The following is a 25,189-nucleotide window of genomic DNA, read 5'->3' on the forward strand; positions in this document are numbered from 1 at the left end:
ATATAAATACGTATACCTATTTTATTTAAAGGATAATACCGATGAGTAGCGATATCATTAAAATTTCAAGAAACACTGAAAACGCACCAATTAATTCTGTATCTACACAAACGGTCGCTTTTTCTCATTATAATAACTTTTCTGCTCAACTTCCGATTGACCCTAAAACGGGTGAAATAGTCATCGGTGATATTAAAGATCAAGCAGCACAATGTTTGAATAATATTAAAGCGATTGTTGAAAGCATCGACCATGTTATGGATGATGTCGTGAAGATTAATGTTTTCGTTAAGAATATTTCTGATATCGATGCTATTGATGAAGTTTACAAAAGCTTCTTCCACAACAGTCTGCCAACACGCACTGTCGTGGGTGTCGCTGCACTGACAAACAGCGATGCGCTGGTTCAAATGGATGCTCTCATTTCTAACGGTGAAGGCACTAAACCACAAGCACCTTGCGCTCTAATTAAGGTATCAAGAAATACGGATAATGCACCTCAAAGTACTGTGTCCACGCAGACTGCTGCCTTTTCTCACTACAACAATCTTTCAGCTCAGTTGCCTATAGATGTAGCCACAGGTGAGTTGGTTGATGGTGGTATCGAAGCGCAAACAGCACAATGTCTATCAAACATCAAAGCTATTCTAGAAAGTATCGGTCATGTCATGAATGATGTGGTTAAAACGACTATCTACCTAAAAAATATCGCAGATGCGGAAGTGGTAAATGAAGTATGTGCTAAATTCTTCCCAAGCTACGTTCCTGCTCGTACTGTTGTTAACGCAGCTGAATTACCAATGGGTGCTTTAATTCAAATTGATACATCCATTTCACATGGCGACGGTACACCGCCGCAATTACCAGAAGACACTCGCTTACTGGTTATTGAAACCAATAATACTGTTTCTGCACCATTCATGCCTTATTCGCATACTGTTGCTTTCTCTCACTACAATCATATTTCAGCCCAATTACCTTTAGATCCGAAAACAAATGAAATCGTTGCTGGCGGGGTAAAAGAACAAGCGGAACAATGTTTAAACAATATTAAGGCGATAATTGAAAGCGTTGACCATAGCATGGACGATACGGTGAAAATTAATATTCAACTTAAGGATATTTCAGATATTGATGTGGTAAACGAAGTCTACACCACATTCTTTAATGCTGAGCTGCCTGCAAGAACGGTAGTAGGGGTTTCAGAAATCCCAATGAATGCTTTAGTACAAATTGATGCTGTCGTTTCTAACTGTGAAGGGACACCTCCACAAGACGTTGTTGCATAAATCAATTGAACCCTTCTCGATAATATCGATCAGATCTCGGTTTAGCTTCCAAATAGGGAGCAAACTCAACAGGCCGAGATCTGATCCGTTCACTTCATTACTCAAGTCCATCGAAGCGACACACCTAAGCTTATCCCGTAAACATGGTATTTATAAGGTTGAAGTGTTTTAATATGAAAAACGGACGCTTAACGTAATAAAGAAAACCAGTTTATGCAATTTAGAGCCATTTTACTGCTATGCCTTACCCTAATAGGGTGTTCGTCCAATCAAGAGTTGGTACCCGACCCAACAACCATCACGCTATTTTATGGTGATACATCCATCGCCGCAGGTGTTTTAGAGGATAAAACATTCAATTCAGTCCTTGCCGATAGGGTTGAAAGCGTTACGTTTTCGGGCTCAATATCAAAGAAAGACTCTGGCTATTTTGTCGATATGTTAGTGATTCGAGAAACAAAAGAGCCACGTTCAACACGACAGCTTAACACCTCGCTTCTAATGAAACCGGGAGAGTTAGTAGATGTTGGCGGCGTGAATAACGATGTGTTCAGGGTAATCCTCGAGTAACAAAAATAAAGTGTTCAATTAATCTGATTTTTTGCTTTACCTCAACCTAACTTCAAGCCTTAAGCTTCTCTTACTGATTAAGAAGGAGCTTATTATGCAAAATAACTACGTAAAAGAACTCGCCGTTAAAACTTACCAAGAAGACCTTCAAAAAGAGTACGTTAGATCTAAAGCTCAGCCATTCCACGCCCCAAGTTTTATCGGTGGGGTGCTGTTGTCAGTTGTGCTGGTGGGACTGTTTTAATTTATGCAGAATTTCTGATCCATTGCCAACTCTCAACATATCTATTTGCTGCACTTTAATGCTTACGGCACAATCTCTTAGGTTGAATTGTGACGCTAATGTCGAGAGGAAGTGAAGTATGGCAAGTCCAAGAGTATTAAAGTCACAGATTACTGATATTACCTGTGGCGAGAATGTCACTATCATCAAGCCAAGTAACGTTTATGGCTGTGAGCTTAAAGATGATGTGTTCGTTGGCCCCTTTGTTGAGATTCAAAAGAACACCGTGATAGGTGCGAGAAGCAAGATTCAATCTCACACCTTTATCTGTGAGTATGTGACCATTGGAAGTGACTGCTTTGTTGGTCACGGAGTCATGTTTGCCAACGACTTATTCAAAGAGGGCAAGCCAGATCCTAATCCTGAAAGTTGGGGGCGTACCTTGATAGCTGACAACGTCACGATCGGTTCTAACGCTACGGTTCTGTCTGTCAGCATTTGCGAAGGTGCAGTAATCGGCGCGGGCAGTGTGGTAACGAAAGACATCACCGAAAAAGGTATCTACGCAGGTAACCCAGCCAAGAAATTGAGAGGTTTACCGTAACCGTATTAATAAGCCGTGGTTCATGAATCATAAGGTGCGGCTTTTTAGGGAAACATTAGAGTATTTGTCATGGATGTATTTTTACACTTACTTCAACCGAATGACGCGAGTGCGCTTTTGGATTTTGAGGTCGAAAATCGAGAGTGGTTTGAGCAATTTATTCCAGTTAGGGGTGATAGCTTCTATTCAAATGCAGGTGTGACCGAGCAAATCACCAGCTTTCTAACTGAATACGAGAATGGTGAGATGATTCCTATGTTGATCAAAGATGCCAATGGCACTGTCTGTGGAAGAATCAACATCCGCGATATCGACCAGATCGCCCATAGTGGAGAGCTAGGGTATCGAGTAGGTCGTTCCTTTGCTTCAAAAGGCATTGCGTCTAACGCAGTAAAGCAGTTTCTACTCTATTTGGAGGAACAGACCAACCTTAAATATGTTGATGCCTATGCGTTAGTGGGCAATATCGGTTCCAACAAAATCTTATCCAATACCGGTTTTGAATTGGTCGAGTATGTTGAGAGCTACGCGGTGTTTAAAGGAGAACATCAAGATGCTAATTTTTATCGTAAGGTTTTAGCTGACTAGGTGACTATCAGTGCCTTATACATTAGAAGCTGGCAGCGTCCTTCTAGCCAGCTTCGAGTCTTTTTATTTAAAGGTTTAAGGTTACTTCTAGGTTTGGCCACTTCTAGATTTACGGTTACTTCTGAGGTTTGTTATGTTCGATTACGCTAATCGCGATAGCCAAAAACAGGATATCTTTCACTAGGAAGAAGTTAGTGACTAAGATGCCATCCGATACTTTCCAAGCGTTTGGCGTTGTAACCAGGAAGCTAAGTGTCACAACAAAGATAGCCGATGCAGCAATGCCTGAGTAGAAAGCTACTGTCGGCTTCTTAAATCCAACGATCAATCCAATCGCGACGATGATCTCCGCGCCACCCACCATGTTAGACACAGCTTGTACTGAGAACAGATTGTAAAGCCAGTTCATTGCAGGATGGTTTGCGATTAAAGGCTCGATAAGCATTGCTTCGGTTGGCGTAAACTTGTAAATACCAATCCAAGCTAACACCAACGCTACGCCAATCACGCCTAGGTTATATCCCACATTACTCTGTTTTAAATCATAGGTTTGAACATGCATAAAAGTACTCAATTTAATAAACTCCCTGAATATGACCGCAATAGCTCAGATTAAATTTCGCATTGAGAATAATAATTAATATATTTATCTAAAAACTTAATAGGTAGCGACTTATTGTCTCGATAGGAACTCAAAGGCTAGTGATGTTGAGAACCAAAGCAATGGGTAGGCGATAGTGCTGTTCAAAAGGTAACGCGAGCTTTCTAATTTTTGTTTTCAATATTCATGATTTGGATTAGATTACGCTGATGTTCACCCTAATTATAAGAAGAGTATAACCAGTGAAAATTCATAGAATTAACCCGACCAAACGTTGGTCTGATGTAACTGTTTTTAACGGTATTGCAAGCTTTGTGGAAGTGGCAGAGACGGATACAACAGCAGGAATTAAGAGTCAGGTTCAGCAAATCTTCGAACAAGCCGAAGAAATGATGAGTTTGGTAGACAGCGACAAATCTCGCGTATTGTCAGTGACTATTTATCTCACGGATTTCGCTAACTTTGATGCACTCAATGAAGTTTGGGAAGCGTGGTTCCCTGAAGGCTGCGCGCCAAGCCGTGCATGCGTGAAAGCAGAACTTGCTAATCCTGAGCTACTGGTTGAGATGTCGTTTATGGTTGCTGCGGGTGAAAAGTTTCAATAAGCCGAACTATCGATTGAAATAAGCTTCGTAGATAGAAGTAACGAACAGATAAAACAAAGCCACTCAGGTGAATCACTTGAGTGGCTTTTTAGTGTTCTACGCTACCCGAAACTAAATCGGGTCAGGTATTAAGCGATACCTTGATCTCTTGCCATCTGCTTCGCGATCTTCGGCGCGTGCCATAGACACGGGAGCAAGATAAACGATACCGGAACCGCTGTGATTACAATGAACGACTGTAGAGCGGAGATGCCGCCTGAACCCATCGAGATAAGTGTGATCGCTACCGCACCCATGATGATACCCCAGAAGGTACGTACCGCTGCGTTTGGCTCTGTCGTACCCGTCATTACCACACTGATTGTGTAAGTCATTGAGTCACCTGTTGTCACGATGAACGTGGTCGTCAGGATCAGGAACAGAATTGCAATCAAAGTCGGGAACGGCAGTTGAGCGGTAATGGCCAGTAGCACAGCAGGAAGGTTAAAGCCTTCGAATGCACTAGAGATCACACCTGGGTTCTCTAATTCAAACGCTAAACCGCTACCACCAACGATGCTGAACCAGAAACACGTTACAAGCGGTGCAACGATGCTGATAGAAACGATCATTTGGCGAATAGTACGGCCACGTGAGATGCGAGCAATGAAGATAGCCATCATTGGGCCATAACCTAAGAACCAACCCCAGAAGAATACCGTCCAACCACCTAGCCACGCTGTATCTTGGCGGTATAGCGCCATTGGGATGAAGTTATCAACCATTTCGCCCATACCTTGCAGGTAGCCATCAACGATGAAGCTCGTTGGGCCAACAAGAAGGATGTAGCCGATTAGACACACAGACAAGATGATGTTGTAACGGCTTACCAGTTGGATACCTTTGTTCACGCCGCTCAAAGCAGAAAGCGTGTACATTGCGATAGCAAAGATAATAACAACACTTTGAGTTGCAAAGCTGTCTGAAATGCCAAACAGTTCGCTCAGTGCGTAGCTGATTTGTAGGCCAAGGAAGCCGATAGGGCCGATAGTACCTGCGGCTACAGCCACGATGCTGCATGCGTCGACAACGTTACCAACCCAACTGTTAATCGCTTTGTCGCCAAGTACTGGGTAAAGCAGAGTGCGAGGCTTAAGAGGAAGGCCTTTGTCGTAATGCAAGTGCATTAACACGATGGAAGACAAACCACCTAAGATTGCCCATGCAAGGAAACCCCAGTGCATGAAAGATTGTGATAGAGCATTGAACGCCATCGCTTGAGGATCTGCGTTGCCATACAGTGGCGGAGCTGAAACAAAGTGAGCGATAGGCTCTGCGGCTGCCCAGAACACACCACCGCCGGCTAGCAGCGTACATAGGACGATAGACATCCATTTAAAGGTGGTCATTTCAGGTAGGGCAAGCGTTCCTAAGCGAACGTGGCCGGTGCGACCTAGTGCAAGCACTAAACCGATAATGAAGTTGAGAAGTAGTAGGACTTGCCAGAAAGCACCGAACCACTTAGTTGAATAACTAAAGCCGATGTTTACAAGTTCGGACAACACGGAGGTGTTGGTGAAGGCTAGGATGACAAAGAGGGTTAAAAAACTGCCACTAAGCCAAAAGACTGGGTTTCCGAGTTCCAGTTTTTCACCCAAAGATTGAGCTTTATTGAAATCGATAGAAGTAGATTCTGCGTTGATGTTTTCGTTGGCGACTTGCGTCAAGTTGGACATTATTTCTTCGCTATATTTGGCTCTTTCGAGCCTATGTATTTCTCCCACACTTGCATTGGAAATGTGAGGTTCGTCAAAAAAATCCGCGATACTACCACAATTGTTAAGAAAAAGTGGGCAAATTTAGAAAAGAAATCAGTTCTACGGCGAAATCAATCCCTTTTGGTTAGTTTTAAAACGAAATTTCAGAACGAACAAATAAAGCAGATATGAATAGAGTTTTGTAATTAAGGATACGAATTAGGCGATATTTTTTAGCGTACCGAAATAAATTTAATATTAGTTGTTCGTGCAAAATAAGTGTCGACTCATTGCATGCTATAAACAAATTAATGCGAGTCATTTTATAAATATCGAATATTTTAGGTGTTAAATTGGCACTGTTACCTACAGTTGTTTTGCGAAGAGATTTAAGTGATGAGAAATATGACACTTAAATTAAGCATCTTGAAACAATAACTTAAGGGACAGCTAACATGCACCTAAACCAAGGAAGAGTGGCCAAGAAAGTTTTTACACTCAGTACTCTCACCGCGTCATGCTTAATGGCGTTCAACAGCTACGCGGCTGTGGATTGTTCAACGTTAGAAGCGTGGGATTCCGCCACGGTGTACACCGGTGGTGATCAGGTTTCACATGACGGCAGCGCGTACTCAGCGAATTACTGGAATCAAAATAACAACCCGAGCCAATTTGAGGGTGACTATGCACAATGGAAAAAGATTGATGTGTGTAGTGGTGGCGGAGGTGGCGGTACGCCAAATGAAGTACCAACGGCTTCATTAACGGCACCCTCTGCTTCTGACGTGATTACTGAAGGCGATAATGTTGTATTGAGTGCAACAGCACTAGATTCTGATGGCAGTGTGGCTTCGGTTGAGTTCTTTGTTGATGGCGCATCTGTTGCGGTAGTCACAGCGGCACCTTTCGAAGCGACTTGGGCTGCAACGTCGGGTAATCATCAGGTTTCTGTTGTTGCAACGGATAATGAAGGCGCAGCAAGTGTTGCAAGTGCGGTTTCTGTTTCTGTTGATTCAGCACAACCAGGGAATGAAGCACCGACAGTTTCAGTTGCACTTTCAGTGACATCTGTTGATGTTGGTGGTGTAGTCACACTGACAGCAACGGCAGCAGATAGCGATGGCACGGTTGATAAGGTTGATTTCTACGTAGCGGGTGCTCTTGTGGGCACTGCTGCAACGAGCCCTTACACGTTAGATTACACAACAACTAAAGCGGGTTCTTTAGCGGTTTACGCGAAAGCAACAGACGACCAAGGTGCGACTGCAGATTCTGCGTTGGCATCTTTGACCGTGAACGGCGCTCCAACAGTGAGCACATGTCGCCCTGATGGCTTATATCAAACTCAAGGTGTCGATGTTCCTTACTGTACAATTTACGATGATGAAGGCCGTGAGAAAATGGGCGCAGACCATCCCCGTCGTGTCATTGGTTACTTCACAAGTTGGCGTGCAGGGGATGACCCACAAGCTGCTTACCTAGTAAATGATATTCCTTGGGAACAACTCACACACATTAACTACGCTTTCGTGAGCATCGGTTCAGATGGCAAAGTAAACGTCGGTGATGTAAACGATCCAAATAACGCAGCGGTTGGTAAAGAGTGGCCGGGTGTGGAAGTTGATCCGGCATTAGGCTTCAAAGGTCACTTCGGTGCATTAGCGACAGCGAAGAAAAAACACGGCGTGAAAACGTTAATCTCAATCGGTGGTTGGGCTGAAACAGGTGGTCACTTCGCGACTGATGGCAGCCGCGTGGCTGATGGTGGTTTCTACACCATGACGACCAATGCTGATGGTTCTATCAACCATCAAGGTATCGAAACATTCGCGACTTCAGCGGTCGAAATGCTGCGTAAGTACCAGTTCGATGGTCTAGATATCGATTACGAATACCCAACTTCTATGGCTGGCGCAGGTAACCCATACGACAAAGACTTCATGGAGCCGCGTCGTCAATACCTGTGGGCGTCGTACCAAGTGTTGATGAAAGTGCTACGTGAGAAGCTCGATGCGGCGTCTGCGCAAGATGGCAATCACTACATGTTAACGATCGCAGCGCCTTCTTCTGGTTACCTATTACGCGGTATGGAAACATTCGATGTAACCAAGTACCTCGATTACGTAAACATCATGTCTTACGACCTTCACGGTGCGTGGAACGATCACGTAGGTCATAACGCAGCCTTGTTTGATACGGGTAAAGATTCAGAGCTAGCGCAGTGGAACGTATACGACACGGCGGCTTACGGTGGTATTGGTTATCTGAACACGGATTGGGCTTACCATTACTTCCGTGGTTCTATGCCAGCAGGCCGTATTAACATCGGTGTGCCTTACTACACTCGTGGTTGGCAAGGCGTAACGGGTGGTGAGAATGGTCTTTGGGGCCGAGCAGCACTGCCAAACCAATATGAATGTTCAGCGGGTACGGGTGAAGGCGAGAAAAACAACTGTGGCCATGGCGCTATTGGTATCGACAACATGTGGCACGATACCGATCCAAAAGGTAACGAAATGGGCGCGGGTTCTAACCCTATGTGGCACGCGAAGAACCTAGAGAAGGGTATTTGGGGCTCTTACGCTGAAGCTTACAAGCTTGATCCTGTGAATGATCCTTCAGATGTTCTAACGGGCACTTACACGAGAAACTACGACAGTGTGGCGGTTGCCCCTTGGTTGTGGAACGCAGAGAAGGGCGTATTCCTTTCAACAGAAGATAAACAGTCTATCGACGTGAAAGCGGACTACGTTATCGACAAAGAGATCGGCGGCATTATGTTCTGGGAACTAGCAGGGGATTATAACTGTTATGTTCTCGATGCGAATGGCAACCGAAGCTCTATCGATACGACTGAGCAAGCGTGTAACAGCGGTAACGGTGAGTTCCACATGGGTAACACCATGACGAAAGCTATCTACGATAAGTTTAAGTCTGCAACACCATATGGAAACAAAGTAGCGACGGGTGCTATTCCAACAGAAGCGCTAGATATCGCGGTATCGGTTGGTGGCTTCAAAGTCGGTGACCAAAACTACCCAATCAACCCTAAGATCACGTTCACGAACAACACAGGGCAAGCTCTTCCGGGTGGAACTGAGTTCCAATTCGATATCCCAGTATCTGCACCTGATAACGCGAAAGATCAATCGGGTGGTGGTTTGACAGTGATTGCTTCAGGTCATACTCGCGCGGATAACATCGGTGGACTAGATGGAACCATGCACCGAGTGGCGTTTACGTTGCCGACATGGGAAGAGCTTCCTGCTGGCGGTGTGTATGAGTTAGACATGGTGTATTACTTGCCAATTTCTGGCCCTGCTAACTACGCGGTGAATGTCGGTGGCGTTGATTACGCGTTTAGCTTCGAGCAGCCAGATCTACCATTAGGTGATATCAGTTCAGGTGGCGGTAACCCTGGCGATGGTGGCACCAATCCAGGTACATGTGATACGGCAGGTTTAGCGGTTTACCCAGACTTACCTCAGAAAGATTGGGCAGGTAACCCAAGCCATGCAAACACAGGAGACCAAGTGGTTCACAACGGTAGTGTTTACCAAGCAAACTGGTGGACAAGTTCTGAACCGGGTAGCGATGGTAGCTGGACTCAAGTTTGTTCTTAATTTAATGCTAAGCAAACTATTTATAGACAATAGAGTGTAGTAATAGGTAATAAACACAAATGCTTTTAAGTCTATTTATCAGGAATTAGTATCAATTAAGTAATCAATCTAGACGTAAAATCAAAAAGCCGAACTGAATCCAGTTCGGCGTTTTTGTTATAAGTCACAGATTACGTATAGAAACCCTTAAAAATATCGACACTCGTTCAGTAAAAAATAAAAACATGATATAAAACAGTCTGTATATAAGAGAAGTCACAGCGTTACCTGAAATTATAAATCTACGGGGTAATCTTGAAAGTCAGACGTAAATACATTCTTAATTTTTCAATTGCGCTCGCCGTCGTGTCGATGATTCTTTCTGCCTTTCAATTTAATCGAACTGAAAGGTCATTGTTGGAATCTAACCAACTGTTTTTTCGTACGATTGTGAACGCGAGTTACGATATTGTCGACACCACAGTTAATGAGGCGATAAAGACATATCTTAAAGGAATTACGGATACCGTTGCGTCTCATGTATGGCATACCACGCCAGAACAAGAAGTTGAACAGGTAAGCCAAATTGCCCGTGAATTGCATATTGGACAATCGGGTTATATCTATTTGATGTCACCCCAAGGCGTCCATCTCTACCATCCATTCTTGCAAGGTCAGAAGCGTGGGCATCTTACTCATATCCAAAAACAGCTCACTATTGACTCTGGCATGATCGAGTACTTTCACGCTAACCCTCATGAGATAAGCCGCAGAGCCAAAGTCGCTTATTCGATGAGGCTACCGAGTGGTAATACTTTGGTTGCGACGACCTATAAAGAAGAATTGATGTATTTGGTCGATCTTGAAGGTTTAAAAGATAAACTTAGAAAGTATGCGTTTGGTGATAGCGGATATGTGTACATTGTCGATCTGCAGGGTAACTTAGTGCTTCATCCAGATTATGAGCACAAATCATTGAAATCCTTAATAGGCTACTCGTCTGAACTGCTTATTGATCGAATCGCCACCAAACCAGAAGGTCAATTCAGTTACTCGATTTCCAGTGATAGTGGCACGACCAACAAAAAAATCTTCTATAAGTTTTACCCTTATCTTAATTGGGTCATTTCTGCAGGTATCTTAGAGCAAGAGCTTAATCAAAATCATAGCCTATTGTTTATTAGCTTGATGGCTTTGGTTGTAAGTTTGTTGAGCATTATTGTCGTGTTGGTGCTTTACCTGCGGCATCGTCATCTTAGAATCTTGGATGTGGCTAGCCTCGATTACCTTACTGGGCTTCCTAGTCGACGGAGTTTTATCGAGCAGCTAAAACTGAAAATTACTCAGAAGTCACCTTATCCGATAACGAATGTCGGCGTCATTTTGCTTGATATTGACCATTTCAAACGGGTCAACGATCAATATGGTCATGCTCAAGGCGATAGGGTTATCTGTGCGGTCGCAAAGTCACTTAAGAGATTTGTTAATCGTCGTCGCTTGATTGCGCGCTATGGCGGTGAAGAGTTTATTTTGGTGACGTTTGATTGTGATGAACATGAGTTATTCGAATTATCAGAGGCGTTACGGTTATGTGTTGAGCAACTTCAAGGCTTAGTGTCGCCAGTAACAATCAGCGCTGGTTGTTGCCATGCTCAAGCACTGACTGACATTGAAACCGCTATCGATAAAGCCGACAAAGCGCTTTATCAAGCAAAAGAGAGTGGACGTAACAACACTCAAGCGTATCGAGAGAACGAATATCACGTTGCTTACATATGATCGGTTGAAAGCCTCATTGAATTGAAAAGTTTTGTTCACACAAATCGAGCTCTTGAGAACGACAAACACAAAAAAGCCCAAATAGATCGCTCTATTTGGGCTTTTTCAGAATTATTTGAAAGGCTAATCGTTAATTTAAGCTTTCGCTGCTTTCATCGCTTCCGTTTTTTTTTCCTTTTGCATTTTTGCAAGGAAGTAGATGTTTACACAAGCGATAAAGCCGTTGGTGGCTGCAACTGGCCATGCGTCAATCATGATGCCGTATGCTGTGAAGAGTGCACAGCCAATAAAGTTAAGGACACGCAGACGAACGATATCTTTCATTGTTAATGAAATTGCGACCATAATAGACGCAGCGTAACCTAAAATTTCAACCATATTGAATTCCATTGTTTGACCCTCTTAAATTTGCCGATACTTTGTCGGTACCAATTCTTCTCTTCATGAGATGATTGAGGAAGCTCCGTGCCTCGAATGGTCTGGTTTTGTTTAACGGGGAGAACTATACCAACTCTGTTTTTGTGATTAAACCCCCAAAACAGACAGAGGTGAAGGTTAGCGATTACGCAAACGTTTAATGACCTTTCTATTAACATAATTACTATTTATGTTGGAGGTTGAATTGATAGTTATTCTTATATAGGTAAGGAAGCCTCGAATGATAAAACGATCCATTTGTGCAACAAAAAGCATAAAAAAAGCAGCACTATTGGCTTTGATGGCTATTGGGCTGACCGCATGCTCTACGCAAGAAATACCACCCACACACAATTATGGTGTGGTCACTAGCGGTGACTTTGGTTTCATGAAACACGGCGTGATGACGTACTCCTGGCACCCTGAGTCAGAAAAGGTTTACCTTTCTCAAAAATACGATGAAACCGTGGTAACCGATTTAGTGCGTGATTCGATTCAAGAACAGCTCTCAAGTAAAGGTTATCAGTTAAAGCAGGATGGTGTCGGTGATGTTGTTGTAGGCTTTGGATTAGCGGAAGAATCGGAACTGAACGATGAGTCTATCTTCGATGCGATTAAGCTATCTACTGGTGTGCCATTTTACGATGGTGAAGGTAAAGTCGCGGAGAAAGGGTCGTTGTACATTGCGTTTTTCGTACCTAACTCAGAGGTCGTACAATGGCAAGCATTAGCACAGTCTGGCATCCAACCTGATTTAGAGCCAAGCGAGAGCAAACAGCGTATTACTGGCTTTGTTGAAATGTTATTTAGACGCATGCCTGAGCGATAGCATTAGGCGTTGAATGCATTCGTGGAGTAAATATTAGTTGTGGAAAATATGGTCAGATCGCAGATTATACTTTTTTATTTGTAACGAATGGTACAAATACGTAAAGCAACGTAAAGTTCGCGCTTCTTTTGCTAGCATTTGTCTATACTGCTCAAAACGTTAACTTAGGTTTGATTCAATGAAACTGTTTTCCAAATACTCTCTCCCTCTATTAAGTATATTCATTGTAAGTAACGCCGCGATGGTAAGTAATGCAGCTATCGCAGCACCTTCTATAGTACCAAGCCCACCTAGCCTAGGCGCAAAAGGGTATGTGTTAATTGATTTTAATTCTGGTGATGTGCTGGTAGAAAAAAACGCACATACGAAGTTAAACCCAGCAAGCTTGACCAAACTGATGACCAGTTATGTGGCAGGTCAAGAGATGAAGCGAGGCAACATCTCTGCTGATGATCAGGTACGAATCAGTGAGAACGCGTGGGCGAAGAACTTCCCAGACTCTTCAAAAATGTTCATCGAAGTAAACACCGATGTAGCAATGATGGATCTTTATCGTGGCTTGATTATTCAATCCGGTAATGATGCTAGCGTTGCGATTGCAGAGCATGTTGCAGGCTCACAAGATGCATTCGTTGACCTGATGAACTCTTGGGCTACCTCTCTGAAGCTAGAAAACACCCATTTTGCCAATGCACATGGTTTGGATGCAGACGACCTCTATTCGACTCCTTACGATATCGCGTTACTCGGTCGTGCCATTATTCGTGATTTACCGGATGTGTATGGCTTATACAGCGAACGCTCTTTCAGTTACAACGGCATCACTCAACATAACCGTAATGGCTTGTTGCGTGATAGAAGCTTAACCGTTGATGGCATGAAAACGGGCTACACCTCTGGTGCTGGCTACAGTTTGGCGAGTTCAGCGACACAAGGTGAGATGAGACTTATCGCGGTTGTGATGGGCGCATCAAGCGTTAAGAGCCGTGAATCAGACAGCAAACAGCTGTTGAGCTACGGTTTCCGTTTCTTCGATACACTAAACCCGCATAAAGGCGGCGATCAAGTGGCTGAAGAGAAGGTATGGTTTGGTGAGCAAGACACATTGAAATTAGGTGTGGCAGAAGACACGTTCATTACGTTGCCTAAGTCAGACAGTAAAAAGCTGACTGCATCTATCGAGCTTAACTCTGAACTGAAAGCGCCAATTGCAGAAGGTCAAACTCTAGGTATGGTTCATTACACCGTTGATGGCGAAGATGTTCAAACTCAGCCTTTGATCGCGCTTGAAGCGGTTGAACAGGGCGGTTTGTTCAAACGTTTAATAGACTACGTTAAGCTGTTCTTCGCGAGCCTGTTCTAAATAGAGCCTGTGGCGATAAGCCGCGCTGAAAAGTCGAAATATTATGGGTGTTGTGAGTGAATCACAGCGCCCTTTGTTATTTCTACATCAATGAAAACGCCGCGCCGCACTATCTTTATTAGCCGTAGCGGGCGGTTTCGATTACTATACGCAAAATTTAGCAGTGTAGTCACTTATGACGATAGATATAAAGAACGTAACCGAACCCGAAGTAACCTGTGCAAATTGTCAGGCATGCTGTTGTCGTTTAGAGGTTATGATCATCACAGATACGGGCGTACCTGAAGAGCACATCGCTTATGATGAATGGGGCGGTGAAACCATGAATCGCTTAGACGACGGCTGGTGTTCTGCGGTAGATAGAGAAACACTGATGTGTACTATCTACGAAAACCGACCATGGATCTGTCGCGAGTTCGAAATGGGCTCTTTCGAATGTGTTGACCAGCGCAAAGATGTGATGGGCTAGGCGTCTGCAGTATTGAACTCAGTAACTAAAGTACGCTAATGAACTGTGATAACCACATTAAAATTAAATATCAGGGTTCTATACCTTAAGCAGTTGTAGAACCTTGATGCGTTTTATGAGATCAAATATTGAGTGAGATAAGAGTCTTAGCTCGATAAGTTAGAGTTTAGAACTCGGAAGGCACTTCAAACTCCATCCATTCACCGGTTGTCGGGTGAATCAACTTTAAGTAGCCAGCGTGCAGGTGTAAGCGCTCGCGTTTGTATCCGTATAAGTCGTCACCACGAATAGGTACACCAAGCCCTAATGGATGAGCACAGTGCACTCGCAGCTGGTGGGTTCGCCCTGTTTTAGGGTACAAGTGAACCTTGGTTTTGCCATTGTGAGTGCTAACCACTTGCCAATGGGTCTCTGCATTTCGGCCGTGTTGGTGACAAACCAGTTGTCTTGGTCTGTCCGTGATGTCGCCGCGCAAAGGAAGGCTGATATTGCCAGGTTCGCCCGTTATCTCGCCATCTAACAAAGCGGTGTAGCGTTTCTCTACGGTTCTATTAATGAACTGCTTCTGAATATGCTTGTTTGATTCCGCCGTGAGCGCCAAGATCAACAAACCTGACGTCGACATATCCAACCTATGGATAATCAAAGGACCAGTCGCATCCGGGTAACGCGCTTTTATGCGGGTATAAACTGAATCTTCGATGAACTTACCGGGAACCGACAAGAACTCTTCAGGCTTATTGACGACTACGATTTCATCGTCTTCATAAACAATATTAAAAGACTTACCAACCGCAGGGTTCACGATAAGCGGGTTATCTTCTAGCTCTATGCCACTTAGCTGGTGTTCGAGGATCTCAAAGCTTTTACTCTGACAAACAGGGTAGAGGTTTGCGTGTTGTCGAATGATATCTGTAGGCGGTAATCCCCACCAAAATTCAGACAAAGCTAACGGCTTGAACCCGTGTTCAAACGCAAAGTTAAGCAACTTAGGTAGGCAGCATTCACCAGAGCCTTCGAGCGCGTCTTTACCATCGAGCAACTCGAGTAAATTCTTAGATTGCTTGGCTTGATTGATAAAGCGATAGTGAGAGAGGCGTTGAGTTTCCAACTGTTGTGAAACTGCTTGGTGATCTTGCTTACGGTTTTTCAGTTCGCTTTCAATCAAATCAATTTGTGATTGGCGCTCTGCGATCTTCTGTTTCCACTCAATACGAAGTGCTTTTAGGTCACGTTTCTCTTGGCTACTTTGATTGCCCAGTTGTTTGAGCAAATTCGCCGCTGACTCTAGATTCCCTAATGCTTTTTCTTGATTGGCTTGTTCTCTGAGTTCGTTACGCTGAGCTTTGTTTGCGGCCATTGCTAACTGAAAGGCTTCGATAGCTTTTGCTGATTCGATTTTTAACCCTTCAAGCTCGGCCAATAATGTGTCTAGATTGTGCGACTGTTGCAGCTTTTCAATGTCGTCCGAGAGCTGCAATTGTCGAGCAAGGTTCGCACTGTTTTGAGATTGAAACTGTTTTGAATCGAAGGCTGGTGGAACAAAGTGAATGTTGTTTAACTGAGAGACCAAAGCCGGATCTAACTGCAAGCCTGAAAACGCAGAAAGGTAACCTAACCCTTGTGTGGTTGGATTCTGAACAAGAAGCACAGCGTAGAGATTACCTTGCGAGGTTTCATTCACACCACAGTCGACAAGTGATTGCTGAAGCTGCAGCATAGCGAATTCACACACAGGGTGCGGGGTATAGTAATACGGAAACGTAAAACGAGTCGGTAGCGCTAAATCGACATTCGTGTTTGCTAGGTGCAGAGGTGTGTATTGAGCGAGGTTTGTTGGCATTAAGATCAAACTCTATGGCTGTTCAGTTAGAGTTCGGTATTGTTGTCGAAATGAAGACAAATGAGAAGCCAAAGCAGAAGATAAATCGGCTTTGGCTTCATTTAGTTTCTTGTGTTTACTCTAGCAAGCACGTGTTTGAGTGAAACTCGATCAGTTCGAGTGTTCTAGCTCTACTTGCTCAGCTTTTTGGTAAGCAGGGTGGCTCTTTAAAAGTTCACCGTATTTAGCGATGTTAGGGTAAAGCGCAGTTGCACCAAAGTTACCCACGATTTCTACGATGAACGACATCATAAAATCTGCACCTGTTAGTGTGTCTGCAACCAAGTAGGTTTTACCTTCAAGTGCATTATTCACGTAAGTTAAGATCTTTTGGTTTTCATCGTCTGCATAACCGCCTAGGAAGTTAGTTTCACAGCCGTCCTTCATTACAAAGATCTTAAGCAGCATTGGCAAAATACCTGAACTCTCAGCGAAGTGAAGCCATTGCGAATACTCAACGTAGTTTGCGGTGCCGCGTGTAGGTGCGAACTTACCCTGACCGTATTTGTCGATTAGGTATTCCGTGATAGCACCAGATTCAGTGATCACGACGCCATCGTCTTCAATGACAGGAGATTTACCCAATGGGTGAATGGATTTGAGTTCTGGTGGTGCAAGAAAATTGACACTGTCTCGTTGGTAGGGTTTGATTTGGTAATCTACCCCAAGCTCTTCCAATAGCCAGATGATGCGCTTTGAGCGCGACTTATTCAGGTGATGCAAAGTAATCATGATTCTACCTAGTTAACGGGTTCAGTTTATTGAATTTATTTAGCTTCGTTCGTTTTGATAACAAGCTTACCGAAGTTCTGACCTTCCAATAGGCCCATGAATGCTTGTGGCGCATTTTCTAGACCTTCAACCAGGTGCTCACGATAGTGCATCTTGCCTTGAGACAACCATTCTGTCATTTGAACAGCAAATTCGTTGTAACGGTGTGCGTAGTCATCAAAGATGATGAAACCTTGCATCTTAATTCTTTTAACAAGCAGCATACCCATCAGGCTAGACATACGATCTGGTCCTTCAGGCAGTGAAGTCGCATTGTATTGAGAGATAAGGCCACACACAGGAATACGAGCACCTGTGTTAAGCAGAGGCATTACTGCATCGAATACCTTGCCGCCAACGTTTTCAAAGTAAACGTCGATGCCGTTGTCACACGCTTTAGCCAATTGCTCCGCGAAGTCGTCAGCTTTGTGGTCGATGCATTCATCAAAGCCAAGAATCTCTTTCGCGTACTGACACTTCTCTTGACCGCCTGCAACGCCGATAACACGACAGCCTTTTAGTTTGCCGATTTGTCCAACGGTTGCGCCTACAGCACCTGTTGCTGCTGCAACGACTAGCGTGTCGCCTTCTATAGGTTGGCCGATATCAAGCAAGCCCATGTAAGCAGTAAAACCAGGCATACCCATGATGCCAAGCGCGTAAGAAGGGTGCGTTGGTTCTTTACCTAGTTTGATAAGGCCTTCACCGTTAGACACACCAAGATCTTGCCAACCTGTGTAAGCCAGTACCCACTCGCCAATTTCGTAATCAGCGTGGTTTGATTCTTCAACCTGACATACGGTTGCGCCTACCATCACTTCATCAATCGCAACGGGATCTGCGTAGGATTTAGCATCGCTCATACGACCACGCATGTATGGGTCTAGAGAAAGGTAAACTGAGCGAAGTAACATCTCGCCGTCTTTGATGCTTGGCGCAGCTACTGTCTCTAAACGGAAGTTGTCTTGAGTCGGTGCGCCAACTGGGCGAGAAGCCAATACGATTCGGCGATTGTCTTGTTGAGTCATTGGATGTCCTTAATTGTGTATTTTATACATTTAGAATTAGACCAGTCGTCTAGTCTTGTTGTCTAAAAATCCCGCCGTCATCAAATTGATAAGAGGGCGGGTGATTTTTTTAAGTTAAAGCCAATAAAGCGCGCTGCGCGTTATTAGCTTTCACCTTTTAAAATTCGTTCGGTAAGGCTCAAAGCTGACTGTAAGCTATGTGAGCTTTGGCTCAGCTTGCTCAATAAGCTGGCGCCTAACCACATTGAGTATAGGTTCTGAGCTGCTTCTTGGCTCTCTTCAACCTTTATGGAGCCATCTTCAATACCGCCGACAATGCACTGTTCGATGGTATTCGTCACTTTTTCTGCACCCTTTAATAGCGCTTGGCGCATAGGATCAGAAAGATCAGAAACTTCCGCGCTGAGTTTAACGACCAAGCATTTATGAGCATTGCAGGTGCCGTTTTCAATCTGTGACCATCGAGTGAAATAACTGACAATTCTCTGGTAATGGTTGCCTTCACCATGAACCAAAATAGTTTCAACTCTGCTGATGTAGGTCTCAAAATAGTGCTGGATCAGAGCCTCGCCAAATTGCTCTTTCGATTTAAAGTAGTGGTAAAACGACCCTTTCGGCACGTCCGCTTCTTTAAGCAATTGCGATAAGCCAACGCCGTTAAAGCCGTTGTTCACTATTAATTGGTAGCCAACATCTAAAACATGCAGGCGTGTGTCATTCGTTTTTTCGTTCATGGGCGGTACTATAAGTTAAATTAGACCAGTCGTCTAGTGGTCGGTTTTCGAGGGTATATTTGGTCGTTGTTACAGTAGCTAAATAGCTCAATATCTAAAGAGGCTTCAAATGTTCAGATATAAAAAAGCCCCGACATAGCGCGTATGTTGGGGCTTAAATCAGTAACTTCGATTATTTGATAGAGATGAGTTCTACATCAAAAATCAGAGTCGATGATGGTGGGATAGGGCCTGAACCGCCTTTACCGTAAGCTAGAGTGCTTGGAATAAATAGACGAACTTTTTGGCCTTCAACCATGTAAGTCAAACCTTCTTGCCAGCCTTTAATTACTTGCTTAAGAGCAAATGAGATTGGCTCGCCGCGCTCAACAGAGCTGTCGAAAACAGTGCCGTCGATTAGCGTACCGTGGTAGTGAACCGTTACTTTGCTGTTCTTAGTTGGGTGCTCTGTGCCTGTACCTTCTTCAAGAACAAGGTATTGAAGACCGCTTTCAGTCGTAATCACGCCTTCTTTAGTGCCGTTTTCAATTAGAAATTGTTGGCCTTGTTCGAAGTTTTCTCCGCCAGACTTATGATTCGTCCAAGTACGGTAAATCATGAAACCCGCCAAAAGAAAGACAATGACCGGGATGACAAATTTAGACATAGTAAAACCTATTTATATTGAGTGCTGAATTTCGTAGTTAATACAAAATGTGTTAATCAGTTGACTAAAGCCGTGATTATGGTTGAGTCAAAAGGTAGTTGATCGTTTTTGCAATGCCAGCAACGTCTTGGTGACCTGCTGTTAGTACTTGGTATTTACCGTTGATGATAAAGGTTGGTACTGAGTTGATCTGACCTTTTACTGAGATCTCTTCTGCTTGCTTAACGTAGTCGAAAAGAGCGACTTGCTGTTCTTTATTCAGCTGGTATGGGCTAACCAAACCACGAGAAGTAAACGCTGTCTCTAGTGCTTGTTGACGCTGCTCAGGTGTTGCATCTGCACCCATTTGAACGGCACCAAATAGGTCGTCCATGAATGCGTGGTCAGGCGTCGCATCAAGCTGCATCACTGCTGTGTAGTAGATCATTGCGCTGATTTGAGCGCTTTCGTTGAACGTCACGTGCATCTTGCCAATAGTTTGGTCTGTTAGAGATTCAATCTCTGGAATGGCACTTTCCATTTGACGGCAGTGACCACAGTTAAGAGAGAAGATTTCAGTGATCGGAGACAAGTTAAATTCTGTTAGAGCAGTAGGAAGCGCTTCGTATTGAACGCCTTTTTGTGGCTCGTCTGTTTCACTACAACCCGCGATAATGAGTACGGCAGCGAGTGCTGTGATGAATTTAGTAAATGGTTTAAACATAATGTTTGCTCTAGCGTTGAGAAGTCGTGAGATTCTAACTATTTAGTACGAATTGGAAAACAATTATAAGGTAAATAAATGCAAACAGTTCGAACTAGCGGCTGAACACAAGCTAGTAGACGGTTAACTGTGATCAACAGCACTTTTTTGGGTTCTGCTTTCTTTTCGTCTAAAGTTTTTCCCTCGGTGCCGATATAGACATTAGTGAATGGTTTATCTGCATGAGTGGTTGGTGAAGTAATGAGATATTTAGCGATAATGTTAAGCATAGCTTTGGCTGGGTGTGAAGCCACGTCACCAACTGACTTACTTGGCGGTGACATGCTAGAGACTGCACCACAAACCGATTACGACTTGATGCATCCTGAATGGGGTGTGGTTCAAACGACTCATGTAGCAAGCAATCGTGGGTACTCTATCCAGAGTAGCACTCATCAACACAGAACCATCACGACCAACTACGGACGTGGCGTTTCGACTAACGACCCACTGGAAGTCTTTTTAAGACAAAACCGCATCGATTTTGAAGTGTTGCCGGGTAACCATGTGATGGTAAAGCTTGAGCAGCACGTGAACTTTAAAACAGGTTCAGCATTCCCCGAGCCAGCTTATAATCAATGGTTAGATACGCTAGGCAGCTACCTTGCTCAACGCCAAGATATTGATGTGGTGATTGAAGGGCACACCGATAATACGGGCACAGATCGAATCAATGATCCGCTTTCAGAGCAGCGAGCAAAAGAAGTGAAGGCTCGATTAGAGAGTAACTATGTGTCGAGTCGCTCCATTTATACTCGTGGATTTGGCGAATACGTACCAGCTTGCACCAACGCTTCTGCGCAAGGCAAGGCGTGTAACCGCCGTGTGGAATTGATGCTGATTGTAGCGAAGTAGTGGTTTGAACTTTCGCTCCCAATTTGAAGCGATTAACGCCAAATAACAGACATAAAAAATCCCTCACATTCGAGGGATTTTTTGTATCTAGATTTTGTCGCTTTATTGCTTATGCAAACTGCTTTTCTAAGTAAGTTACGATATCTGAAGATTCGTACATCCACTCAGTTTTGCCGTCTTTTTCGATACGTAGACAAGGCACTTTCACACGACCGCCGCCAGCTTCAAGCTCAGCACGGTGTTGTTCGTTGTTTTTTGCATCACGAAGTTCAAATTGAACCGACTGACGTTTCATCGCGCGGCGCACTTTCACACAAAATGGGCACGCTTCGAATTGGTATAACGTGTGCGTTTTTGCTTGCTCATTCACTTTGCTTTGTTCTTCTTGAGAACGCTTCACACCACGTGGGCTGAAAACAAAATTCAATAACAAGATGACACGACCTAAGAACCAACGGATAAACTTCATAACTCTCTCTACATATTTAAAATTAGCGTTACAATTTGCAGCATTATATACACAAGTTTTGTCAGATGCTCGCAACAAACCGCTAATATCTATTTTGTCCGTTCGATCGTATGAGACTTAGCCACATTTAGCCCTAAACGCTTAGACAGTCGAGTCAGATTTGCTCGGTCTGTTTTCAGAACTCGCCCTGCTTGTGCCCAGTTAAAGTTGGCATCTTCCAACACCTCAGTAATGATACTGCGTTGAAAATCGTCCGTTGCACCACGTAGCCCTGCAGAAAGGTCGATCGTTGGTGTCGATAATGGTGTGTTTTTCACCTGAGTCGTCGCAATTGGCTGATCTTGGTCTAGAGGACCACAATCTTCCTTGGTGATTGTCACCAGGTTTTTATTGGTGCTGCGCGCTAACGCTTTCAATGCGGAACGACTGATCACATGCTCAAGTTCACGCACGTTACCCGGCCAACCATAACGGTTTAGGAAAGAAAGAACGTCGGAGCGGAACTTAACTTGGTTGATACCAAGCTTACGACGCGCTTGTTCTAAGAAGAAACCCGCTAATAGGCTGATGTCGTCACCACGATCTTTCAGTGCTGGCACCGCGATAGGATACACACTCAATCGGTGGTACAAATCGGCTCTGAATCGACCGTCTTCAACTTCTTGTTTTAGATCTCGGTTTGTCGCTGCCAATACTCGCACATCAATGGTTTGAATGTTGTCTTGGCCAACCGGTTGGATTTCGTTGTTTTGCAGCGCACGTAGGAGCTTACTTTGAGCGGCCAAAGGCAATTCACCAATCTCATCAAGGAACAGTGTGCCACCATCGGCTAAAGCAAATTTACCTAAGCGGTTTTTGTCTGCGCCAGTGAACGCGCCACGAACGTGACCAAACAGTTCACTCTCTACTAAGTTTTCAGAAATTGCAGCACAGTTTACGTAGACGAGTGGGTTACGTTTACGTTGAGATTGGTGGTGCAGGGTGCGAGCCACAAGCTCTTTACCAACCCCGGTGTCACCATGAATCAAGATATTAAACTCAGATGGAGCTACAACAGCGATGTCGTTCTTAAGCGCGACCATGGTGTCACTGTTACCAATCAACTCACCGCCGTCACGTTCCCACGCTTCTACGTTCAATTCTTCGAGTAATTGCTTTGACTGTTTTGCTTGATGCTCAAGTTGCGAGAAGGTCAGTGCCATCTGCATGGTTGAGGCTGCAATAGCTGCCAGTACTTCAAGGTTACGCGCCGGAATATTCGCGAAGACATCAGGTTTCAAGCTGTCTAGAGTCAGAATACCTAAGAGCTTATCGCCAAATAGCAAAGGCAAGCCCATACAAGCATGCATTGGTAAATCGCCATCATGGTCAATAAGCAAACCATCGAAAGGATCGGGTAAGGAGCTGTCAGCATCGAAACGAACAGGAGAGCGAGACGCGCAGATCTCTTCAAACCGTGGGTGTTCTGAAATGATAAAGCGACGACCGAACGTATCTCGGCTGAGCCCTTGCATTGCGATAGGTACTAGCGTGTCGCCTTGAAGGCTTAAAAGCGCGACACAATCACACGTTATGGTTTTGCGAATGGCATCGATCAGGCGATTGAAACGATCTTGATCGTTGACACCACTTGCGAGGCCAATGGTCATTTCCATGAGGGTAGATGCGGAGATATCTTGCATAAAAAACTCTAACTGTGTGTGTTTATCTACATAATAGAGTCTTATTGACTTAAAAAAAAGGTCTTTTTGACATTTTTATAAGATGAGTTTTGAGAAGAAAACCAGTAATGACGGGGATTGATAAAGTTGGCACTGATTGTGCAGAAGATACAGAGAAGCCCAATTATAGCGCTGATTAAACAGACTATTCTTGATCTCAATCAATCAGGTTGCATTAATCAGGTTTCGCGATTTTTTGAAATGAAAACGAGTCAAAATAACTCAGTTTCTAAAAATAACTAAGGTTTCAGAAAATCGATAAGTCATTCTTAATTTTTAGTAGTCAAAATGACATATAGGTCATAAGGCTCAGTGTTCGGAGTAAATTCATGCTTAACAATGCACATATCGAAATCATCAAATCTACTATTCCTCTACTTGAGAGCGCAGGCCCAGCTTTAACTCAGCATTTTTATCAACGTATGTTCACGCATAACCCTGAGTTGAAAGATATCTTCAATATGACTCACCAAAGAACAGGTCGCCAAGGCGTAGCACTGTTTGAAGCTATCGCGGCATATGCAAAGAACATTGAAAATCTAGCAGCGTTAACAACTGCCGTTGAACGTATTGCTCAGAAACACACAAGCTTTAACATTCAACCAGAGCACTACCAAATTGTTGGTTTGCACCTGATTGAGACATTACGTGAACTAGCTGCTGACGCCTTTACTCCAGAAGTGGAAGAAGCATGGACAGCCGCTTACCTATTCTTGGCGCAAGTATTCATCGATCGTGAAGCTGAACTTTACCTACAGCGTAAGCAAGCTGTTGGTGGTTGGGAAGCAGCGCGTGCGTTTGTGATTGCAGACAAAATCGAAGAGTCAGCGCTAGTAACAAGCTTTATCCTTCAGCCAAAAGACGGCGGTGAAGTTCTGGATTACACACCAGGTCAATACATCGGTATCGAAGTGAAACCAGAAGGCTCTCAATACAGCGAGATTCGTCAATACTCACTGTCTGATAAGCCAAACGGCAAGCAATACCGTATTTCTGTTAAACGTGAGGGACAAGGCCAAGAGACACAAGGCGTTGTATCTAACCACCTACACGATACGGTTGCTGTTGGTGATGAGGTTAGCCTATACGCACCAGCGGGTGACTTCATGTATCAAGAGCGCAGCAAGCCAGTAACACTTATCTCTGCAGGTGTTGGTGTAACGCCAATGCAGTCTATGCTTGAGTTCCTAAACACGGAAGATAAAAACGAGCCAGTACTTTACCTTCACGCTTGTGAGAACGTAGGCCAACACTCTTTCACGACTCGTGTTAAAGATATTGTTGCCGACAAAGGTTGGGAAGCGAAAACGTGGTACATGAACAAAGATGAATCTGCATGTGAAAACACGCATCAAGGTCAAATGGATCTAGCGTCTATCTCTGATACTAAAGGCTTTGAAGAGAGCGATTTCTACATCTGTGGTCCTGTTGGTTTCATGAAGAATATCGTAGAGCAGCTAGATGCAATGAAAGTTGACCGTTCACGCGTTCACTACGAAGTATTCGGCCCTCACGCTAACTTCTAATAGGTCTCGGCATTTCTAGTAACACTCGCCTGAACTATTAATACCTTGCCTATTCAAAGGCCTCACAGTGTGAGGCCTTTTTGGGTTGTGCGCCGAGCATGGCGTTGATCTAGGAGGTGAAAGTCCTCTACGGGCTCAGT

24 protein-coding genes are annotated in these 25,189 nt (G+C 44.1%); 13 read left to right on the forward strand and 11 right to left on the reverse strand.

Features of this window, described 5'->3' with window-relative positions; translation table 11 throughout:
• Positions 1–41 precede the first annotated feature (41 nt).
• The 5 genes from AB6F11_RS17265 to AB6F11_RS17285 all read left to right on the forward strand — a co-directional run bounded on the left by AB6F11_RS17265 (position 42) and on the right by AB6F11_RS17285 (position 3,274).
• A complete protein-coding gene (locus tag AB6F11_RS17265; protein WP_104216153.1) occupies positions 42–1,289 on the forward strand; it encodes a RidA family protein in 1,248 nt (415 codons plus the stop codon).
• Between the two features lie 213 nt (positions 1,290–1,502).
• Complete coding sequence (locus tag AB6F11_RS17270) at positions 1,503–1,859, forward strand: hypothetical protein (RefSeq protein WP_017062659.1); 357 nt, start codon at positions 1,503–1,505, stop codon at positions 1,857–1,859.
• 94 nt (positions 1,860–1,953) lie between these two features.
• Positions 1,954–2,103: a hypothetical protein gene (locus AB6F11_RS17275; RefSeq protein WP_017062658.1), complete on the forward strand. Its 150-nt coding sequence runs from the start codon at positions 1,954–1,956 to the stop codon at positions 2,101–2,103.
• A 118-nt stretch (positions 2,104–2,221) separates the two neighbouring features.
• Entirely contained in the window at positions 2,222–2,686 is a 465-nt protein-coding gene (locus AB6F11_RS17280) for an acyltransferase (RefSeq protein ID WP_104216154.1), read from the forward strand.
• A 69-nt stretch (positions 2,687–2,755) separates the two neighbouring features.
• A complete protein-coding gene (locus AB6F11_RS17285; RefSeq protein WP_017062656.1) occupies positions 2,756–3,274 on the forward strand; it encodes a GNAT family N-acetyltransferase in 519 nt (172 codons plus the stop codon).
• Between the two features lie 115 nt (positions 3,275–3,389).
• On the opposite strand, the gene AB6F11_RS17290 is transcribed toward AB6F11_RS17285, so the two are convergent.
• On the reverse strand, positions 3,390–3,836 hold the full coding sequence (locus AB6F11_RS17290) for a DUF417 family protein (protein ID WP_017062655.1): 447 nt from the start codon (positions 3,834–3,836) through the stop codon (positions 3,390–3,392).
• Positions 3,837–4,117: 281 nt separating this feature from the next.
• Here AB6F11_RS17290 and AB6F11_RS17295 point away from each other — a divergent pair, with 281 nt between their 5' ends.
• Positions 4,118–4,480, forward strand: coding sequence for a RidA family protein (locus tag AB6F11_RS17295; RefSeq protein ID WP_017062654.1), 363 nt, complete (start codon positions 4,118–4,120; stop codon positions 4,478–4,480).
• 128 nt (positions 4,481–4,608) lie between these two features.
• Here AB6F11_RS17295 and AB6F11_RS17300 read toward each other — a convergent pair whose 3' ends face one another.
• Complete coding sequence (locus AB6F11_RS17300) at positions 4,609–6,195, reverse strand: BCCT family transporter (protein ID WP_017062653.1); 1,587 nt, start codon at positions 6,193–6,195, stop codon at positions 4,609–4,611.
• A 476-nt stretch (positions 6,196–6,671) separates the two neighbouring features.
• On the opposite strand from AB6F11_RS17300, the gene AB6F11_RS17305 reads away from it, so the two are divergent.
• Together AB6F11_RS17305 and AB6F11_RS17310 are read left to right on the forward strand one after the other, a co-directional pair.
• Complete coding sequence (locus AB6F11_RS17305) at positions 6,672–9,839, forward strand: chitinase C-terminal domain-containing protein (RefSeq protein ID WP_104216155.1); 3,168 nt, start codon at positions 6,672–6,674, stop codon at positions 9,837–9,839.
• A gap of 294 nt (positions 9,840–10,133) precedes the next feature.
• Positions 10,134–11,597, forward strand: a complete 1,464-nt coding sequence (locus AB6F11_RS17310; RefSeq protein WP_104216156.1) for a sensor domain-containing diguanylate cyclase — start codon at positions 10,134–10,136, stop codon at positions 11,595–11,597.
• Between the two features lie 135 nt (positions 11,598–11,732).
• On the opposite strand, the gene AB6F11_RS17315 is transcribed toward AB6F11_RS17310, so the two are convergent.
• Entirely contained in the window at positions 11,733–11,987 is a 255-nt protein-coding gene (locus AB6F11_RS17315) for a YgjV family protein (protein ID WP_017068159.1), read from the reverse strand.
• Positions 11,988–12,255: 268 nt separating this feature from the next.
• Between AB6F11_RS17315 and AB6F11_RS17320 the strand changes: the two genes are divergently transcribed.
• From AB6F11_RS17320 to AB6F11_RS17330, 3 genes are all read left to right on the forward strand, one after another.
• On the forward strand, positions 12,256–12,843 hold the full coding sequence (locus AB6F11_RS17320; protein WP_017064475.1) for a DUF4136 domain-containing protein: 588 nt from the start codon (positions 12,256–12,258) through the stop codon (positions 12,841–12,843).
• A gap of 178 nt (positions 12,844–13,021) precedes the next feature.
• Positions 13,022–14,206, forward strand: coding sequence for a D-alanyl-D-alanine carboxypeptidase family protein (locus tag AB6F11_RS17325; RefSeq protein WP_104216157.1), 1,185 nt, complete (start codon positions 13,022–13,024; stop codon positions 14,204–14,206).
• Positions 14,207–14,381: 175 nt separating this feature from the next.
• On the forward strand, positions 14,382–14,675 hold the full coding sequence (locus AB6F11_RS17330) for a YkgJ family cysteine cluster protein (RefSeq protein WP_104216158.1): 294 nt from the start codon (positions 14,382–14,384) through the stop codon (positions 14,673–14,675).
• Between the two features lie 166 nt (positions 14,676–14,841).
• Here the strand turns inward: AB6F11_RS17330 and AB6F11_RS17335 are convergent, their stop codons facing one another.
• The 6 genes from AB6F11_RS17335 to AB6F11_RS17360 form a co-directional block, all read right to left on the reverse strand.
• Positions 14,842–16,518 (reverse strand): RluA family pseudouridine synthase, encoded by a 1,677-nt coding sequence (locus AB6F11_RS17335; RefSeq protein WP_104216159.1) that lies wholly within the window; start codon positions 16,516–16,518, stop codon positions 14,842–14,844.
• Between the two features lie 150 nt (positions 16,519–16,668).
• Positions 16,669–17,289 carry a glutathione S-transferase family protein gene (locus tag AB6F11_RS17340; RefSeq protein WP_104216160.1) on the reverse strand — a complete coding sequence of 207 codons (621 nt, stop codon included), beginning with the start codon at positions 17,287–17,289 and terminating at the stop codon, positions 16,669–16,671.
• Positions 17,290–17,324: 35 nt separating this feature from the next.
• Positions 17,325–18,356: an NADP-dependent oxidoreductase gene (locus AB6F11_RS17345; RefSeq protein WP_104216161.1), complete on the reverse strand. Its 1,032-nt coding sequence runs from the start codon at positions 18,354–18,356 to the stop codon at positions 17,325–17,327.
• A gap of 143 nt (positions 18,357–18,499) precedes the next feature.
• On the reverse strand, positions 18,500–19,090 hold the full coding sequence (locus AB6F11_RS17350) for a TetR/AcrR family transcriptional regulator (RefSeq protein WP_017062643.1): 591 nt from the start codon (positions 19,088–19,090) through the stop codon (positions 18,500–18,502).
• Between the two features lie 172 nt (positions 19,091–19,262).
• Complete coding sequence (locus tag AB6F11_RS17355) at positions 19,263–19,736, reverse strand: FKBP-type peptidyl-prolyl cis-trans isomerase (protein ID WP_017062642.1); 474 nt, start codon at positions 19,734–19,736, stop codon at positions 19,263–19,265.
• Positions 19,737–19,812: 76 nt separating this feature from the next.
• Positions 19,813–20,439 carry a thioredoxin domain-containing protein gene (locus AB6F11_RS17360; protein WP_017062641.1) on the reverse strand — a complete coding sequence of 209 codons (627 nt, stop codon included), beginning with the start codon at positions 20,437–20,439 and terminating at the stop codon, positions 19,813–19,815.
• A 258-nt stretch (positions 20,440–20,697) separates the two neighbouring features.
• Here AB6F11_RS17360 and AB6F11_RS17365 point away from each other — a divergent pair, with 258 nt between their 5' ends.
• Positions 20,698–21,333, forward strand: a complete 636-nt coding sequence (locus AB6F11_RS17365) for an OmpA family protein (RefSeq protein WP_104216162.1) — start codon at positions 20,698–20,700, stop codon at positions 21,331–21,333.
• Between the two features lie 109 nt (positions 21,334–21,442).
• On the opposite strand, the gene AB6F11_RS17370 is transcribed toward AB6F11_RS17365, so the two are convergent.
• On the reverse strand, positions 21,443–21,802 hold the full coding sequence (locus AB6F11_RS17370) for a glutaredoxin (protein ID WP_017062638.1): 360 nt from the start codon (positions 21,800–21,802) through the stop codon (positions 21,443–21,445).
• Positions 21,803–21,891: 89 nt separating this feature from the next.
• Positions 21,892–23,484, reverse strand: a complete 1,593-nt coding sequence (gene norR, locus AB6F11_RS17375; protein WP_017062637.1) for a nitric oxide reductase transcriptional regulator NorR — start codon at positions 23,482–23,484, stop codon at positions 21,892–21,894.
• Between the two features lie 368 nt (positions 23,485–23,852).
• Between norR and hmpA the strand changes: the two genes are divergently transcribed.
• Positions 23,853–25,049, forward strand: a complete 1,197-nt coding sequence (gene hmpA / locus AB6F11_RS17380; RefSeq protein WP_017062636.1) for an NO-inducible flavohemoprotein — start codon at positions 23,853–23,855, stop codon at positions 25,047–25,049.
• The last annotated feature ends 140 nt before the right edge of the window (positions 25,050–25,189 follow it).

Origin of the sequence: Vibrio sp. 10N.247.311.14 (assembly GCF_041467715.1) — a bacterium.
In the GTDB taxonomy this organism is placed as follows: domain Bacteria; phylum Pseudomonadota; class Gammaproteobacteria; order Enterobacterales; family Vibrionaceae; genus Vibrio; species Vibrio crassostreae_C.

Excerpts from the sequence above, each read along its gene's own strand:
- AB6F11_RS17265 (WP_104216153.1), top strand. The coding sequence starts at position 42 with ATGAGTAGCGATATCATTAAAATTTCAAGAAACACTGAAAACGCACCA.
- AB6F11_RS17270 (WP_017062659.1), top strand. The coding sequence starts at position 1,503 with ATGCAATTTAGAGCCATTTTACTGCTATGCCTTACCCTAATAGGGTGT.
- AB6F11_RS17275 (WP_017062658.1), top strand. The coding sequence starts at position 1,954 with ATGCAAAATAACTACGTAAAAGAACTCGCCGTTAAAACTTACCAAGAA.
- AB6F11_RS17280 (WP_104216154.1), top strand. The coding sequence starts at position 2,222 with ATGGCAAGTCCAAGAGTATTAAAGTCACAGATTACTGATATTACCTGT.
- AB6F11_RS17285 (WP_017062656.1), top strand. The coding sequence starts at position 2,756 with ATGGATGTATTTTTACACTTACTTCAACCGAATGACGCGAGTGCGCTT.
- AB6F11_RS17290 (WP_017062655.1), bottom strand. The coding sequence starts at position 3,836 with ATGCATGTTCAAACCTATGATTTAAAACAGAGTAATGTGGGATATAAC.
- AB6F11_RS17300 (WP_017062653.1), bottom strand. The coding sequence starts at position 6,195 with ATGTCCAACTTGACGCAAGTCGCCAACGAAAACATCAACGCAGAATCT.
- AB6F11_RS17305 (WP_104216155.1), top strand. The coding sequence starts at position 6,672 with ATGCACCTAAACCAAGGAAGAGTGGCCAAGAAAGTTTTTACACTCAGT.
- AB6F11_RS17315 (WP_017068159.1), bottom strand. The coding sequence starts at position 11,987 with ATGGAATTCAATATGGTTGAAATTTTAGGTTACGCTGCGTCTATTATG.
- AB6F11_RS17320 (WP_017064475.1), top strand. The coding sequence starts at position 12,256 with ATGATAAAACGATCCATTTGTGCAACAAAAAGCATAAAAAAAGCAGCA.
- AB6F11_RS17325 (WP_104216157.1), top strand. The coding sequence starts at position 13,022 with ATGAAACTGTTTTCCAAATACTCTCTCCCTCTATTAAGTATATTCATT.
- AB6F11_RS17330 (WP_104216158.1), top strand. The coding sequence starts at position 14,382 with ATGACGATAGATATAAAGAACGTAACCGAACCCGAAGTAACCTGTGCA.
- AB6F11_RS17335 (WP_104216159.1), bottom strand. The coding sequence starts at position 16,518 with ATGCCAACAAACCTCGCTCAATACACACCTCTGCACCTAGCAAACACG.
- AB6F11_RS17340 (WP_104216160.1), bottom strand. The coding sequence starts at position 17,289 with ATGATTACTTTGCATCACCTGAATAAGTCGCGCTCAAAGCGCATCATC.
- AB6F11_RS17345 (WP_104216161.1), bottom strand. The coding sequence starts at position 18,356 with ATGACTCAACAAGACAATCGCCGAATCGTATTGGCTTCTCGCCCAGTT.
- AB6F11_RS17350 (WP_017062643.1), bottom strand. The coding sequence starts at position 19,090 with ATGAACGAAAAAACGAATGACACACGCCTGCATGTTTTAGATGTTGGC.
- AB6F11_RS17355 (WP_017062642.1), bottom strand. The coding sequence starts at position 19,736 with ATGTCTAAATTTGTCATCCCGGTCATTGTCTTTCTTTTGGCGGGTTTC.
- AB6F11_RS17360 (WP_017062641.1), bottom strand. The coding sequence starts at position 20,439 with ATGTTTAAACCATTTACTAAATTCATCACAGCACTCGCTGCCGTACTC.
- AB6F11_RS17365 (WP_104216162.1), top strand. The coding sequence starts at position 20,698 with ATGTTAAGCATAGCTTTGGCTGGGTGTGAAGCCACGTCACCAACTGAC.
- AB6F11_RS17370 (WP_017062638.1), bottom strand. The coding sequence starts at position 21,802 with ATGAAGTTTATCCGTTGGTTCTTAGGTCGTGTCATCTTGTTATTGAAT.
- norR (WP_017062637.1), bottom strand. The coding sequence starts at position 23,484 with ATGCAAGATATCTCCGCATCTACCCTCATGGAAATGACCATTGGCCTC.
- hmpA (WP_017062636.1), top strand. The coding sequence starts at position 23,853 with ATGCTTAACAATGCACATATCGAAATCATCAAATCTACTATTCCTCTA.